We start from the raw sequence: 18,171 nt of genomic DNA on the forward strand, positions 1-18,171 counted from the left end.
TCATGTCCGCACGCGAGGTGTCCCTGCCCGCCCACGCCCTGCCGTCGTCACTCACCGCGACTGAGTCGACCGGCTTCGTGAGCGCGGCGGACTTGCTGGTGGCGCACAACAGGACTGACCGCGCCGTCAGTCAGGCGACCCTGCCGCAGCTGGTCGAGGCCCAGGCCGCGCGCACCCCGCAGGCGGCCGCGCTGCTGGACGACGAAGGGCCGGTGTCCTTCGCCGAACTGGAGCGCCGGGCCAACAGGTTGGCTCATCGGTTGATCGGACTGGGCGCCGGACCTGAGCGGATCGTGGCGCTGCTGCTGCCCCGCTCGGTGGACATCGTGGTGGCGCAACTGGCCGTGCTCAAGGCCGGTGGCGCTTACCTGCCAGTGGATCCGGCCTACCCGGCCGAGCGGATCCGGCTGATGCTGGCCGACGCCGCACCCGCGCTGGTGCTCGACGAGGACTTCCTGGCCGCGACCCCGGACGGCCTGCCGGACACCGCGCCGACCGACGCGGACCGACTGTGCCCCTTGGACTTCGACCACCCGGCCTACGTCATCTACACCTCCGGCTCCACCGGCCGCCCCAAGGGTGTGGTGGTCACGCACGCCGGGCTGGCCAGCTTCTCGGCCGCGGAAATCGAGCAGTACCAGGTGAAACCGGGCGACCGGGTGCTCCAGTTCTCCTCACCCAGCTTCGACGCCTCGGTGCTCGAACTCTGCATGTCGCTGCCCGCCGGGGCGACCCTGGTGGTGCCGCCGCCCGGACCGCTGCTCGGCGACCACCTCGCCCAGGTGCTCGCCGAACGCCGGATCACGCACGCGCTGATCCCGCCGGTGGCCCTGGCCACCGTGCCGGAAGGCGTTGAGCTGCCGGACTTCCGCACGGTGATCGTGGGCGGCGACGCCTGTACCGCCGAGCTGGTCGACCGCTGGGCGCCCGGCCGCCGGATGATCAACTCCTACGGTCCGACCGAGTCCACCGTGGTCGCCACCTGGAGCGATCCCCTCGTCCCCGGCGGGGTGCCCTCGATCGGCCGTCCGATCTGGAACACCCGGGTGTACGTGCTCGATGAGCAGCTTGAGCCGGTGCCCAGTGGGGTGGACGGCGAGCTGTACATCGCGGGCGCGGGGCTGGCCCGCGGTTACCTGAACCAGCCGGGGCTGACCGCGGATCGCTTCCCGCCCAACCCGTTCGGCGCGCCCGGCGAACGCATGTACCGCACCGGCGACCTGGTCCGCTGGACGGTCGAGGGTGTCCTGGAGTTCCGTGGCCGGGCCGACGACCAGGTCAAGATCCGTGGGTTTCGGATCGAGCCCGGTGAGATCGAGACCCTGCTCCGGCGGCAGCCCACCGTGGCCGAGGCCGTGGTGGTGGCCCGGCAGGACCAGGGCCTCAAGCGGCTGATCGGCTACATCGTCCCGGCCAAGGGCCAGGAACCGGACCCGGCGCACCTGCGCACCGTGCTCGCCGAAACCCTGCCCGGCCACATGGTGCCCGCCGTGCTCGTGGTGCTGGCCACGCTCCCGTTGAGCCCCAACGGAAAACTCGACCGCACCGCGCTGCCCGCGCCCACCGGCCCGCTGCCCGGCGGCGAGTCCGCGGTGCCGCCGCGCACTGCTGCCGAACGGGTGCTGGTCCGGATCTGGGCCGAGGTGCTCGGCCTGCCCGAGATCGGCGTCACCGACGACTTCTTCGCCCTCGGCGGCGATTCGGTGCTGGCCTTCCGTGTCTTGGCCCGCATCCGGGCCGCCTTCGACGCCGAACTGTCCCCGCGGCTGCTGTTCGAGACCAGCACCGTCCGCGCCCTGGCCGCCCAGCTGCCCGAACCGTCCACTGTGGACAACACGATCCCGGCTGCACCCGTAGGCCGGGTGCCGTTGTCCTCGGCGCAGCACCGGATGTGGGTGCTGGACAACCTGACCGGCGGCACCGAGTACAACACCGGGGTCGGCCTGCGCCTGACCGGACCCCTGGACGCCGACGCGCTGCGCCGCGCGCTGGACGCCCTGGCCGCCCGGCACGACTCCCTGCGCACCACCTTCACCGAGTCCGGCGGCCTGCCCGAACAGGTCATCGCAGCCACCGGCACCATTCCGTTGCGCACCACCGAGGCTGGTCCGGGCACCCTGGACGATGTGCTCGCGGCCGAACTGGACCGCCCGTTCGACCTGCGCCGCGGCCCGCTCACCCGGGCCCTGCTGGTCCGGCTGGCCGCTGACGACCAGGTGCTCTTGCTGTGCCAGCACCACATCGTCACCGACGGCGCCTCGGTCGCCCTGCTGGTCGAGGAACTCGCCGAGCTGTACGCTGCCGCCAGGGACAACCGCGCCGCCGACCTGCCCGAGCTGCCGCTGCGCTACGCCGACTACGCTGCCTGGCAACAGGATCGGCTCAGCAGCCCGGAACTCGCCGGACAGCTCGCCTACTGGCGGGAACGCCTGGCCGGGGCCGAGGCTCTGCAACTGCCCACCGACCGCCCGCGTCCGCCGGTGCGCACCAACCCGGGCGCGGTGCACCGGCACCTGCTGCCCGCCACCCTGGTCGACAAGCTCACCGCCGCGGGCCGGGATCGCGGCGCGACCCTGTTCATGCTGCTCACCGCGGCGGTCCAGGTGCTCTTCGCCCGCTACAGCAACCGGCAGGACATCGCCGTCGGCACCGCCACCTCAGGCCGCAACCGGGCCGAACTGGAACGCCTGGCCGGGTTCCTGGTCAACACCGTGGTGCTCCGGTCCACTGTGGACCCGAAGCTGCCGTTCGTGGAATTCCTCGGCCAGGTCCGGGAAACCGTGCTGTCCGGCTTCGCGCACGAGGACGCCCCGTTCGACCGGCTGGTGGAGGAACTGCGCCTGGACCGGGACGCCAGCCGTACCCCGCTGATCCAGGCCCTGGTGGTGCTGCAGAACGCGGTGGTCCAGACCCGCGAGATCGGCGAACTGCGGATCAGCGAACAGGATCTGCCCCGGCCGCGAGCCCGGTTCGACCTGGTGTGCGAGTTCTGGCCGCGCGCCGAGGGCCTGACCGTCGCGGTGGAGTACAACACCGACCTGTTCGATCAGGCCACCATTGCCCGCCTCACCGAACACCTGGAAGTCCTGCTCAACGGTGTGCTCGCCACCCCGGAAGCCCCTCTCGGCGAACTGCCGCTGCTCACCGGGGCCGAGCGGCACCAGGTGCTGCGCGGCTGGAACGACACCGCACTGGACGTCGCGCCCACCCTGTACCCGGAGCTGTTCGCCCAGCAGGCCGCCCGCACCCCCGAGGCCATCGCGGTCACCCACGCGCGCCGGCACCTGACCTACGCCGAGCTGAACCGGCGAGCGAACCAGTTGGCCCGTCTGCTGATCAGCCGTGGTGCCGGACCGGAACGGTTCGTGGGCATCGCCATGCCGCGCACCGAGCACACCATCGTCGCGCTGCTGGCCATCCTCAAATCCGGGGCCGCCTACCTGCCGATCGACCCGGCCTACCCGGCAGACCGGATCGAGTTCATGCTCACCGACGCCGCCCCGGCGCTGGTGCTCACCGCCGAGGAGATCGAGCGGATCCGGCCCGAGCTGGCCGGACTGTCCGATGTGGACATCACCGACGCGGACCGGCTGCGCCCCCTCGATCCGGCGCACGCCGCCTACACCATCTACACCTCGGGCTCCACCGGCCGCCCGAAGGGCGTGGTCATCGCGCACGAGAGCCTGGCCGACCTGACCGCCTGGGCCGCCCGTGACTTCGGGTTCACCGGACTGTCCACAGTGGTCGCCTCCACCTCGCTCAACTTCGACGTCTCGGTGTTCGAGATCTTCTGCCCGCTGGTGCTGGGCGGGGCCATCGAGGTGGTCGACAACGTCCTCGCGCTGGGGGAGGAGCGCGCCGAACCGTGGCGGGCCAGCCTGGTCAGCGCGGTCCCCTCCGCACTCGCCCAGGTGCTGTCCCAGGGTGCGGTCACGGTGTCCGCCGATCACGTGGTGCTGGCGGGCGAGGGCCTGTCCGCGCACGCCACCAGGGAGATCCAGGCCGCGCTGCCCGGCGGGCGGATCGCCAACATCTACGGGCCGACCGAGGCCACCGTGTACGCCACGGCCTGGTACTCCGACGGTGTCGAGCGGGACACTGCGCCGCCGATCGGCAAGCCGGTCAGCAACATCCAGACCTACGTGCTCGACCCGAACCTGCGCCCGGTCCCGATCGGCGTGCCCGGTGAGCTGTACCTGGCCGGGCGCGGCCTGGCCCGCGGTTACCTCAACCGGCCGGGCCTGAGCGCGGACCGGTTTATCGCCAATCCCTATGGCACGCCTGGCGAACGCATGTACCGCACCGGCGATGTGGTGCGCTGGAACGCCAACGGCGAAATCGAGTACCTGGGCCGGGCCGACGACCAGGTCAAGATCCGCGGCTTCCGGATCGAACTTGGCGAGGTCGAGGCGGCACTGCTGAGCCACCCCGCGGTCACCGACGCGGTCGCGGTGGCCCGCACCGACGGCGGCCACCAGCGCCTGGTCGCCTACGTGGTCGCCGACATCCCGGTCGACTCGGCTGACCTGCGCACGCACACCGGCGGACGGCTGCCCGAGTACATGGTCCCGGCCGCGGTGATCCAGCTCGACCGGCTTCCGTTGAACCCCAACGGAAAGCTCGACCGCCGTGCCCTGCCCGCCCCGGACTGGGCCGCCGTCGCCGGTGGCGAGTACGTGGCCCCAGGCAACGCCACCGAGCGGGTGCTGGCCGACATCTGGGCCGAGGTGCTCGGCCTGGACCGGATCGGCGTCACCGACAACTTCTTCTCCCACGGCGGCGACTCCATCCTGAGCATCCAGGTGGTGGCCAAGGCCCGCGCCGCCGGACTGCAACTCACCTCGCGCGATTTGTTCCTGCACCAGACCATCACCGCGCTGGCCCCGCAGGTCACCGCGGTGGTCACCCGCCGGATCGCGCAGGGCCCGGTCACCGGCGGCGCCCCGCTCACCCCGATCCAGCACTGGCTGTTCGAGATCCAGCCCGAGCACCCCGAACTCTTCGCCCAGCACCTCACCGTCACCCTCGCCGAGGGCGCCGACGACCGTGCTCTACGCACCGCGCTGTCCGCACTCGTCGAACACCACGATGCCCTGCGCATGCGGTTCGAGCGCACGGAATCCGGCTGGCAGCAGCACAACGCGCCCATCGGCGACACCGAGATCGGCAACGCGCCGCTGACGCTGGCCGGGGAATCCCTGCTGCGCGCGGAAATCCGCGACCTGCCCGGTGGGCGGCAGGCCCTGTTCCTGGCCGTGCACCACCTCGTCGTCGACGGCGTGTCCTGGCGCATCCTCCTCGAAGACCTGGCTACCGGCTACGAACAGGCCGTGCGCGGCGAACCGATCCGGCTCGGCGCGAAGACCACCTCCTTCCGCGACTGGGCGATCCGCCTCGCCGAGCACACCGAGTCCGGCGGCTTCGACGCCGACCTGGAGCACTGGACCGCCATCGGCGACCAGACCCCGCTCCCGGTCGAACGCACCGGCCCGAACACCGTGGCCAGCACCGAGGTCGTCACCGTCCGCCTGGACGAGAACCAGACCCGCGCCCTGCTCCAGGACGTGCCGGCCGCCTACCGCACCCAGGTCAACGACGTGCTGCTCAGCGCGCTCAGCCGGGTGCTCACCCGGTGGACCGGTCGGGACCGGGTGCTGGTCGACCTGGAGGGCCACGGCCGCGAGGAACTCTTCGCCGACCTGGACCTCTCCCGCACCCTCGGCTGGTTCACCACCATGTTCCCGGTTGCACTGTCCACACCGGACACCGACTGGGGTCGCACTCTCAAGGCGGTCAAGGAACAACTCCGCGCACTGCCGCACCGTGGCCTGTCCTACGGCGCCCTGCATCGCCGCACCGATCAACTGCCGGACCAGTCCGCACCGCAGATCAGCTTCAACTACCTCGGCACCTTCGAGGCCCCCGCCGCCGCCCTGTTCGATGGGCTGCACGAAGAACTGGCCCTGGCAGCCGACCCGGCCGCCACCCGCCCGCACCTGCTCGATGTGGTCGGCCGGGTGGACCGCAAGTCCCTGGAGTTCAGCTGGTTCTACTCAACCGACCGGCACACCGAGGCCACCGTCCGCCGCCTGGCCGAGGACCTGCTCACCGCACTGCGCGAGATCATCGAGCACTGCACCCGATCCGGCGGCCGCACCCCGTCCGACTTCCCACTCGCCCGGCTCGACCAGTCCACTGTGGACACACTGGTCGGCGACGGCCGGGACGTCGAGGACATCTACCCGCTCACCCCGACCCAGGCCGGCATGGTGTTCCACCGCCTGGCCCAGGGCGACACCGGCGTCTACTTCCAGCAGCTCACCTTCCAGCTCGACGGCGTCGCCGACCCGCACCGGCTGGCCGAAGCCTGGCAGCAGGTCAGCGACCGGATGCCGGTGCTGCGCAGCCACATCGTCTGGCAGGGCGTGCCCGAGCCGGTGCAGCTGGTCCGCACCCAGGTCCGGGTCCCGGTCCGGCAGCTGGACTGGCGCGGCCTGGACGACGCCGGGCGGCAGGCCGAGCTGGACGCGTTCCTGACCGCGGACCGGGCCGCCGGGATCGCGCTGGACCAGGCGCCACTGCAACGGATCGCGCTGGCCAGGATCAGCGACACCGAGGTCCAGGTGGTGTGGACCTTCCACCACGTGCTGCTCGACGGCTGGAGCGTCTTCCAGGTCCTCGATGACGTCTTCGCTGCACACTCCGGCCGTTCGCTGCCCAACCGCCGTCCCTTCGGCGACTACCTGCGCTGGATCGACCGCCAGGACCGCGCGGAAGCCCTGGCGCACTGGCGATCCGCCCTCGCCGGGATCGCCGACCCCACCGCGCTGCCCTACGACCGGCAGCCCGCGGAAAGCCAGCATCACGAGTCCACCGCCAGCGTGCTGCGCTCCCTGGACACCGGCACCACCACCGCGCTGCGCGAACTCACCCGGCTGCACGGACTCACGCTGAACACCCTGGTCCAGGGCGCCTGGGCACTGCTGCTGGCCCGGCACAGCGGTCAGGACGACGTGCTCTTCGGCGCCACCGTGTCCGGCCGCCCCGCCGACCTGGCCGGGGTGCAGGACATCACCGGCATCTTCATCAACACCCTGCCCGCCCGGGTACAGATCCACAATGGACAGACGCTGACCGGGTGGTTGCGCGCGATCCAGGACGCCCAGTCCGCGGACCGCCGCTACGACTTCCTGCCGCTGCCGCAACTGCGCGCCTGCACCGACCTGCCGGAGCGGGCCAGTCTGTTCGACAGCATCGTGGTGTTCGAGAACTACCCCTTCGACGACACCGCCGCCGCCACGCACGGCCTCGGCCTGCGCGAACTGCGCGGGGTGGAGACCACCAACTACCCGCTCACCCTGGTCGCCTACCCGCACGCCGAGTTCAAGGTCAACCTCGGCTACGACCCGGCGCTGTTCGAGCCCGCCACCGCGGAACGCCTGGCCGAGCACCTGCTCACCATGCTCGCCGCGATCCCCGCGCACGCCGACCGACCGGTCGGTGAACTGCCGATGCTGACCGAGGCCGAACGGCACCGGGTGCTGGTGGAGTGGAACGACACCGCCACCGCACTGCCTGCCGGCACGGTGCCGGAAGCCTTCGCCGCCCAGGTCAGGCGCACCCCGCACACCACCGCGGTGATCACCGACAGCGGCAACCTGACCTACGCCGAACTCGACGACCGCAGCACCGCCCTGGCCCAGCACCTGATCGGCCTCGGCGTCACAACCGAACAACCGGTCGGCCTGCTGCTGGCCCGCTCCGCCGACGTGGTCATCGCCGAACTGGCCGTGCTCAAGGCCGGAGCGGCCTACGTGCCCCTCGACGTCCGTGCCCCCGCCGCCCGGCTGACCCGGCTGCTCACCGAGACCGGCGTGCGGGTGCTGCTCACCGACCAGACCTGGGCCGCCACCGCTCAGGAAGTCCACAGTGGACAGATCCTGCGGGTGGACGAGGCGATCATCACCCTGGCCGTGCCGCTGCCCACCGTGCACGCGGACAACCTCGCCTACATCACGCACACCTCCGGCTCCACCGGCATCCCCAAGGGCGTGGCCGTCCGGCACCACGACATCCTCGCCCTCGCCGCGCACCGCCGGTTCCACCAGGGCGGGCACGCCAGGGTGCTGCTGCACTCCCCGCTGGCCTTCGACGCGGTCACCTACGAACTGTGGATGCCGCTGCTGTCCGGCGGCCAGGTCGTGGTCGCGCCGGACGGCCATGTGGACGCCGAGGTGTTCCGCCGCATGATCGGCGAGCACGGCGTGACCGCGATCTTCCTCACCGCGGGCCTGTTCCGGCTGATCGCGCAGGAAGATCCCGGCTGCTTCGCCGGTGCCCGGGAGGTCTGGACAGGTGGCGAGGTGGTCCTGGCCGAGTCGATGCGCCGGGTGTTAACCGCCTGCCCCGGCTTGCTCGCGGTGGATGTCTACGGCCCCACCGAGACCACCACCTTCGCCACCCACCACGATCTGCCGGTCGCCGCCGAGGTGCCGGAGCTGCTGCCGATCGGCCGCGCCCTGGACAACATGCGGCTCTACGTGCTCGACCGCGCGCTGCGCCCGGTGCCCGCCGGAGTGCCCGGTGAACTGCACATCGGCGGCTCCGGGGTGGCCCGCGGCTACTACGGCCGCCCGGGGCTGAGCGCGGCTTGCTTCGTGGCCGACCCGTTCGGCGCGCCCGGCGAACGCATGTACCGCACCGGCGACACCGTGCGCTGGAACCGGAACGGCGAGATCGAGTTCCTCGGCCGCACTGACGACCAGGTCAAGATCCGCGGTTTCCGGATTGAGCTGAGCGAGGTCGACAACGCGCTGCTCCGGCACGAAGCCCTCGGCCAGGTGGTGGCCGCGGTGCTGCTGGACGGCTCCCGCCGCAAACGCCTGGTCGCCTACCTGGTCCCGGCCGAAGGTCACCCGGTGCCCGCGGCCGCCGAACTGCGCGAGTTCCTGGCCAAGTCCGTGCCGGACTACCTGGTGCCCTCGGTGTTCGTGCCGCTGGCCGCACTCCCGTTGAACGCCAACGGAAAGGTCGACCGCCGCGCCCTGCCCACCCCGGACTGGGGACTGGTCGCCGCGGCCGGATTCGTGGCGCCCAGCACCGAAACCGAACGGGTGCTCGCGGACATTTTCGCCACCGTGCTGAACCTGCCCAGGGTCGGTGTGGAGGACAACTTCTTCGAGCTGGGCGGCGATTCCATCGTCAGCATCCAGGTCGTCTCCCGCGCCCGCCAGGCCGGAATCGGCCTGATGCCAAGGGATCTCTTCCGCACCCCCACGGTCGCCGGACTGGCCGCCACCGCCACCGAGACCACCCGGCCCAGCACCGACCAGGGTCCGGTCACCGGCGAGGCCCCGCTCACCCCGATCCAGCACTGGTTCTTCGCCACCCAGACCGCGGAACCCGCGCACTTCAGCCAGTCCGTGCTGCTCGACCTCACCGCACGCCCCGACCCGGTGCTCCTGGACGAGGCCCTGCGCGCACTGGTCCGCCACCACGACGCACTGCGCCTGCGCTTCACCGGCGGCAGGCAACAGCACGCGGACACCCCGGCCGAGATCCTCCAGCTCGGCGGCCCCGCCGACCACACCGGCCTGGACCTCGAACACGGCCCACTGCTCAAGGCCGTGCTCCTGGACGGCGACCAGCTTTTCCTGGCTGTGCACCACCTCCTGGTCGACGGCGTGTCCTGGCGCATCCTCCTGGAAGACCTGGACACCGCCTACCAGCAGCTGCGTGCGGGCAACCCGGTCCGCCTGGAGGCCAAGACCACTTCCTTCCGCGACTTCGCCCGCACCCTGACCACCCTGGCCGCCAATGGCGAGTTCGATGCGGAAATCCCTTACTGGAACAGCGTTTCCGCCGACCCGGACATCCCGGTCGACGGCAGCGGCGCCAACATCGTGGCCGGGGAACGGAACCTGACCGTCGCACTCGACGAGCAGACCACCCGCGCCCTGCTCCAGGACGTGCCCGGCGTCTACCGCACCCAGATCAACGACGTGCTGCTCACCGCCCTCGGCCGGGTGCTCGGCGAGTGGACAGGGCGGGACCGGGTGCTCGTCGACCTGGAAGGCCACGGCCGCGAGGACCTCGGCGGCGACATCGACCTGTCCCGCACGGTCGGCTGGTTCACCACCATGTTCCCGCTCGCCCTGCCCGGTTGCCCCGGCCTCGGCTGGGGCGAGGCACTCAAGACGGTCAAGGAACAACTCCGCGCGATTCCCCGGCGTGGCTTCGGCTACGGCGCGCTGCGCCACCTCACCGACCGCCTGCCCGCGCAGCCGACCCCGCAGGTCGGCTTCAACTACCTCGGCCAGTTCGACCGTCCACAAGGGACCGACGGCCTGATCGCCGGAATGCCCGACGGCCTCGGCGGCGAGTCCGGGGCAGGCAACCAGCGTCCGCACCTGCTCGACGTCATCGGCAGCGTCGAGTCCCGGCGGCTGACCTTTACCTTCTCCTACGCCCAGGGCAGCCACTCCGAGACCACCATCCGCACCCTGGCCGAGGCTTTCCGCGCCGCGCTGGCCGAGATCGTCGAGCACTGCGCCCAGCCCGGCAGCGGTGGTCGTACCCCGGCGGACTTCCCGCTGGCCCGCATCACCCAGTCCGAAGTGGACACCCTGGTCGGCGACGGCAAGGAGATCGCCGACCTCTATCCGCTGACCCCGATGCAGGCGGGCATGGTGTTCCACAGCCTGATGGAAGAGGGCAGCACCGCCTACTTCAACCAGGTGCAACTGCGGCTGACCGGCGTCACCGACCCGGCCGCCTTCGCCACCGCCTGGCAGCAGACCGCCGACCACAACCCGGTGCTGCGCAGCCGGATCGTCTGGGAGGGCGTCAGCGAACCCCTCCAGCTGGTGCCGCGCACCGCCGTCATCCCCACCCGGCACCTGGACTGGACCGGCCGCACCAACACCGAAGCGGACCTGCGCGAACTCCTGGACGCCGACCGCGCCGAAGGCTTCGACCTGGCGAACGACTCGCTGCTGCGGATCGCGGTGATCACGCTGTCCGGTAACGAGATCCTGCTCGTCTGGACCTTCCACCACGTGCTGCTCGATGGCTGGAGCGCGGCCCAGGTCTTCGGCGAGGTCTGCGCCCGCTACGCCGCGCTCACCGGCGGAACCCCGCTGCACCCGGTGTCCCGCAGGCCCTTCCGCGACTACCTGGACTGGCTCGCGAGCCAGGACTCCGAACAGGCCGCCACCTACTGGCGGAACGCACTGGACGGCTTCAGCACTCCCACGCCGTTGCCGTTCGACCGGCAGTCCCGGGAGGCGCACCGCGCCGCGTCTTCCGGGACCGTCCGGGCCCAGCTCAGCACCGCCGACACCACCCGGCTGCGCGAGGTGGCCCAGCACAACGGACTCACCCTCAACACCGTGTTCCAGGGCGCCTGGGGCCTGCTGCTCTCCCGCTACAGCGGCGAGTCCGAGGTGGTCTTCGGCAGCACCGTCTCCGGCCGCCCCGCCGACCTGGCCGGGGTGGAGGCCATGGTGGGCCTGTTCATCAACACCATCCCCACCCGAGTCGACATCCACAGTGGACAGTCGCTGCTGCCCTGGCTGCGCGAACTGCAGACCGCGCAGGCTGAGTCCCGCCGGTTCGACTTCGTCTCCCTGGCCCAGTTGCAGAGCTGGCTGAACCTGCCCGGCGGCACCGGACTGTTCGACAGCATCGTGGTCTTCGAGAACTACCCGTTCGACCCGGCCGCCATCGCCGCCACCGGCCTGACCATGGCCGAATCCCGGGACGAGGAACCGACCAACTACCCGGTCAGCGTGGTCGTCTCCCCGGGCGCCGAACTGTCCTTCGCCCTGGACTACGACCCGGACCTGTTCGACGCAACCACCGTGCAGGCCATGGCGGACCGGCTCGCGCTACTGCTCACCGGCATCGCCCGCGACCTCGAACGCACCCCGGCCCAGATCTCCTTGCTCACCGAGACCGAACGCCACCGGGTGCTGGAAACGTGGAACGCCACCGTCTGCCCGCTGCCCACCGGCAGCCTCGGCGAGTTGTTCACCGCCCAGGCCACCCGCACCCCACATGCCGTCGCACTGGCTTTCGACGGCGGCCAGCTCAGCTATGCCGACCTGGAAGCTCGCGCGAATCGCCTGGCACACCGGCTGATCGCGCTGGGCGTCTGCCCGGAGCAGCCGGTCGCCCTGCTCGCCGAACGCGCCCCGGAACTGGTGGTCGCCGAACTGGCCATCGTCAAGGCCGGTGGCGCCTATGTGCCGCTCGACCTGCGTGCCCCCGCCGACCGGCTGCGCCTGGTGCTCGCCGAATCCGGCGCCACCGTGCTGCTCACCGACCAGCATTGGATCAGCGCCGCCGCCAAAGTCCACAGTGGACCCACGCTCCGGATCGACGAACCCCTGGACGGTCCGACCGAACCGCCCACGGTCACCGTGCACGGCGACAACCTGGCCTACGTCATGTACACCTCCGGCTCCACCGGCACCCCCAAGGGCGTTGCGGTCCGGCACCGGGATGTCAGTGCGCTCGCACACGACCGTTGCTTCCGCGGTGGCGCGCACGAGCGGGTGCTGCTGCACTCGCCGACCGCCTTCGACGCCGCCACCTACGAGGTGTGGGTGCCGCTGCTCAACGGCGACCGGGTGATCGTCGCCCCCAGCGGCGACCTCGACGTGGACACCCTGCGCCGTCTGGTCACCAACCACGGCATCACCGGCCTCTGGCTCACCGCGGGCCTGTTCCGGCTGATCGCGCAGGACGCCCCGGACTGCCTGCACGGCGTCCGCGAGGTCTGGACCGGCGGCGACGTTGTGCCCGCCCCCGCCGTGCGCCGGGTCCTCGCCGCCTGCCCCGGACTGTCCGTTGTGGACGGATACGGCCCGACCGAGACCACCACTTTCGCCACCCACCACCGCATCCCGGCGGGTAGCCCGGTCCCGGACCTGGTGCCGATCGGCCGCCCGCAGGACAACATGCGGGTCTACGTGCTGGACGCCGACCTGCACCCGGTCCCGCCGGGCATCGCCGGTGAACTGCACCTCGCCGGAGCGGGCCTGGCCCGCGGCTACCTGAACCAGCCCGGCCTGACCGCGGACCGCTTCCTGCCCGACCCCTTCGGCCCCGCCGGAACCCGGATGTACCGCACCGGAGACGTGGTCCGGTGGACTGCCGTGTCAACGCTCGACCCCGCAAGCGGGTCTTCGGAAGGCGTGCTGGAATTCGTGGGCCGCGCCGACGAGCAGGTGAAGATCCGCGGTTTCCGGATCGAACTCGGCGAGATCGAGGCCGTGCTCGCCGCACAGCCCGGCGTCACCGAGGCGGTGGTGCTGGCCCGCGCCGACCAGGGCGTCAAACGCCTGGTCGCCTACCTCGTCGGTGCCGACCTGGACGTGGCCGCGATCAAGGCCACGGCCGCCGAAGTGCTGCCCGACTACATGGTCCCGGCCGCGTTCCTGCTGCTGGACCGGTTGCCGCTGAGCCGCAACGGCAAACTCGACCGCCGCGCCCTGCCCGCCCCGGACTTCGCCGCACTGGCTGAAACCGGTTATGTGGCACCGCGTTCCGAGACCGAACAGGTTCTCGCTCAGGTGTGGGCCGAGGTGCTCGGCCTGCCCAGGGTCGGCGCCGCGGACAACTTCTTCGCCCTCGGCGGCGACTCCATCCTGAGCATCCAGGTGGTCTCCCGCGCCCGCCAGGCCGGCCTCGGCTTGATGCCCAGGGACCTGTTCCGCGCCCAGACCATCGCCGACCTCGCCGTGCTGGTCGCCGACGCGCAACCGGACACCGCCGAACAGGGCGAGGTCACCGGCGAGGTCCCGCTCACCCCGATCCAGCACTGGTTCCTGGCCGGCGCAACCGCGAACCCGGGCCACTTCAACCAGGCCATGACCCTGGACCTGGCCCCCGACGTGGACGAGTCCGCCCTGCACACCGCACTCGCGACCCTGGTCAGCCAGCACGACGCGCTCCGCCTGCGCTACACCCGCGACGGCGACACCTGGCGCCAGCACAACGACCCGGTCAGCGACAGCGATCTGAGCACCGGACAGCCACTCGGCGAGTTCGACCTGGCCGGCCCGCTGCTACGTGCCCACCGGGACGGCGACCAGCTCCACCTGTGCGTGCACCACCTGGTCATCGACGGCGTGTCCTGGCGCATCCTCCTGGAAGACCTGGACACCGCGTACCGGCAGGCGATCGCGGGGGAGACCGTCCACATCGGACGCAAGACCACCTCCTTCCGCGACTGGTCGCACCGCCTTGCCGAACACGCCCGCACCGGCGGCTTCGACCACGAGCTGGACCACTGGACCAGCACGAACATCGACACGAATATTCCGGCAGACCTCAATGGTCCCAATACCCTGGCCTCCACCGCCTCGGTCACCGTGCACCTGGACGAGACCGAAACCCAGGCGCTGCTCCAGTCCGTGCCGCCGGTCTACCGCACCCAGATCAACGACGTGCTGATCAGCGCGCTCGGCCGGGTGCTCGCCGAGTGGACCGGCCAGGACCGGCTGCTGATCGACCTGGAGGGCCACGGCCGCGAAGACCTGTTCCCCGGCGTCGACCTCTCCCGCACGGTCGGCTGGTTCACCACCCTGTTCCCGGTCGCACTGTCCACACCGGACACCGACTGGGCAGTGACCCTCAAGTCGGTCAAGGAGCAGCTGCGCGCCATCCCCGGCCGCGGCCTCGGCTACGGCGCGCTGCGCTGGCTCACCGACCGGCTGCCCGGCATCGCCCCGGCCCCGGTCAGCTTCAACTACCTCGGCCAGTTCGAGTCCGGCACCGGCGCCGGACTGGTCCGCGGCAGCAGCGGCATCCAGTCCGATGTGTCGTTGGACGGCGACCGGGACCGGATCTTCGACATCGTCGGCGCGGTCGAACAGAAGCAACTCCAGCTCACCTGGTTCTACTCCACCAACCAGCACACCGAGGCCACCGTCACCGCCCTGGCCGAGGGGTTCCGCACCGCGTTGCGCGAGATCGTCGAGCACTGCGCCCAGCCGGACGCGGGTGGCCGCACCCCCTCGGACTTCCCGCTCGCCGGACTCGACCAGTCCACAGTGGACAAGCTGGTGGCCGCCGGTGACGTCGAGGACATCTACCCGCTGACCCCGATGCAGACCGGCATGGTCTTCCACGGCCTGTCCCAGCAGGAACAGGGCGTCTACTTCGAGCAGGCCAAGTTCGTGCTCGACGGCGTCACCGATCCGCGCCGCCTGGCCGCCGCCTGGCAGCAGGTGGTCGACCGCACCCCGGTGCTGCGCAGCCGGATCGTCTGGTCCGGCGTGCCCACGCCGCTCCAGGTCGTGCAGACCAAGGTCACCGTCCCGGTCACCCACCTGGACTGGACCGGACTGTCCGAAGAGGACCGCCGCACCGCCCTGGCCGAACTGCTGGAGCAGGACCGGGCGACCGGACTCGACCTGACCGCGGCCCCGCTGCTGCGGGTCACCCTGGCCAGGCTGTCCGAGAACTCGGTGCAGGTCGTCTGGACCTTCCACCACGTGCTGCTGGACGGCTGGAGCGTCTTCCAGGTGCTCTCCGACGTCTTCGCCGCGCACGCCGGCCACGCGTTGCCCAGCCGCCGCCCGTTCGCGGACTACCTGCGCTGGCTGGACGCCCAGGACCACGGCCAGGCCGAGGTGTACTGGCGCGAGGTGCTCACCGGCTTCGACACCCCGACCCCGCTGCCACTGGACCAGCCGAAGACCGCCGCGCACAACACCCGCTCCGGCACCTGGACCGGGTTCGCGCTGCCGGAGACCGAGGCGAGCAGGCTGCACGAGTTCGCCAAACGGCACCGGCTCACCCTCAACGCGGTGGTCCAGGGCGCCTGGGCACTGCTGCTGTCCCGGTACAGCGGACAGGCCGATGTCTGTTTTGGCGCAACGGTCTCCGGCCGTCCCGCGGATCTGCCCGGCGGCGAGGACATCACCGGCATCTTCATCAACACCCTGCCGGTCCGGCTCACCGTCGACCCGGCCGCCGACCCGGTCACCTGGTTGCAGGACCTCCAGTCCGCCCAGGCCGAATCACGCAGGTTCGACTTCGTGGCCCTGTCCCAGCTCCAGTCCTGGAGCCAGGTCGAGGGCGGCACCGAACTCTTCGACAGCATCGTGGTGTTCGAGAACTACCCGATCAACGACGAGGTGGCCGCCGCCAACGGCCTCGGCGTCCGCGAACTGGAAGCCATCGAAACCACCAACTACCCGATCAGCCTGGTCGTCTCGCCGGGGGAGAAGTTCCACCTGGAGTTCGGCTACGACCCGGACCTGTTCACCGCGGGCACCATCGAGCGGATGGCCGGACACCTCACCGAGGTCCTGCGCGCACTGGCCGCCGACACCCGGGAACCGTTGTCCTGCCTGGATATCCGCACCCCGGCCGAACGTGAGCAGCTCCAGTCCTGGAACAACACCGCCGCCGACACCGTGCCCACGGTGTTCCCGGAGCTGTTCCAGGACCAGGTCGAACGCACCCCGCACGCGGCCGCACTGGTCCTCGGCGAGGGTGAGATCACCTACGCCGGACTGGAACAGCGCGCGAACCGGTTGGCACACCGGCTGATCGGCCTGGGCGTGGGCCCGGAGACGATCGTCGCGCTGCAGCTGCCGCGCTCGGCGGAGATCGTGATCGCCCAGCTCGCCGTGCTCAAGGCCGGTGGCGCCTACCTGCCGATCGACCCGAACTACCCGGCCGACCGGATCGAGTTCATGCTCACCGACGCCAAGCCGGTGCTGGTCATCGACCAGGACTTCCTCGCCGAGGAGGGCACCCGCACGGACGCCCCGACCAACGCGGACCGCACCGCCCCGCTGCGCCCGGAACACCCGGCCTACGTCATCTACACTTCCGGCTCCACCGGCACCCCCAAGGGCGTGGTCGTCACCCACGCCGGGCTCGCCAGTTTCTCCGCGGCGGAAATCGAGCACTACCAGGTCAATCCGGGTGACCGGGTGTTGCAGTTCTCCTCACCCAGCTTCGACGCCTCGGTGCTCGAACTCTGCATGTCCCTGCCCGCCGGCGCCGCTTTGGTTGTCCCGCCGGAAGGTTCGCTGCTCGGCGAGCAGCTCGCCGAAGTGCTGCGCGACCAGCGGATCACCCACTCGCTGATCCCGCCGGTCGCACTGGCCACCGTGCCCGAAGACGTCGACCTGCCGGACTTCCGCACAGTGATCGTCGGCGGCGACGCGTGCACCGCAAAACTCGTCGACCGCTGGGCCCCGGGCCGCCGGATGATCAACTCCTACGGTCCGACCGAGTCCACCGTGGTCACCACCTGGAGCGATCCGCTGACCCCCGGCGGGATTCCGCCGATCGGCCGCCCGATCCGCAACACCCGGGTGCACGTCCTGGACGGCGACCTCAACCCGGTCCCGGTCGGCGTGCCCGGCGAGCTGTACGTGGCCGGGTCCGGACTGGCCCGTGGCTACCTCAACCGCCCCGGCCTGACCGCGGATCGCTTCCTGCCCAACCCGTTCGACGCCCCCGGCGAACGCATGTACCGCACCGGCGACCTGGTCCGCTGGCGCACCGACGGCCAGTTGGAGTTCCTGGGACGCGCCGACCAGCAGGTCAAGATCCGTGGCTTCCGGATCGAGCCCGGCGAGATCGAAACCCTGCTGCGCCACCAGGAAGGCGTCACCGACGCGGTGGTGATCGCCCGCGAGGACGACGGGGCCAAGCGCCTGGTCGCCTACCTGGTCGGCGACAGCCCCAGTGTGCCGGAACTGCGCGCCACCCTGGCCGGGCGACTGCCGGACTACATGGTCCCGGCCGCCTTCGTCACCCTGGAAGCACTGCCGTTGACACCCAACGGCAAGCTCGATCGCCGCGCCCTGCCCGCGCCCACGGCGGGGCTGGTCGCGCAGACCGGTTACGTGGCACCGGAAACCGAGACCGAGGAAGTGCTGGCCGAGATCTGGGCCGAGGTGCTCGGCCTGGACCGGGTCGGCATCGAGGACAGTTTCTTCGACCTCGGCGGCGACTCCGTGCGCAGCCTGCAGATCACCGCCAAGACCAAGGAAGCCTTCGACCTCGCCCTCACGCCCAAGGACGTGCTGACCGCCCGCACGGTCGCCGCCCTGGCCGAGCTGGTGGAGGAGAAGGTCCTCGCCGAACTGGAACGCCTCGCCTTCGGTGACGGCACCGGCAACGAACTCTGAAGGGGGA

General features: G+C 71.0%; 1 protein-coding gene. It reads left to right on the forward strand.

Annotation, left to right across the window (positions count from 1 at the left end; genetic code table 11):
* Nucleotides 1-2: 2 nt before the first annotated feature.
* Nucleotides 3-18,164, forward strand: coding sequence for a non-ribosomal peptide synthase/polyketide synthase (locus tag MZC64_RS22215; protein WP_247758455.1), 18,162 nt, complete (start codon nucleotides 3-5; stop codon nucleotides 18,162-18,164).
* The last annotated feature ends 7 nt before the right edge of the window (nucleotides 18,165-18,171 follow it).

Origin of the sequence: Crossiella sp. S99.2 (assembly GCF_023094165.1) — a bacterium.
Taxonomy (GTDB): Bacteria; Actinomycetota; Actinomycetes; order Mycobacteriales; family Pseudonocardiaceae; genus Crossiella.

Excerpts from the sequence above, each read along its gene's own strand:
- MZC64_RS22215 (WP_247758455.1), top strand. The coding sequence starts at position 3 with ATGTCCGCACGCGAGGTGTCCCTGCCCGCCCACGCCCTGCCGTCGTCA.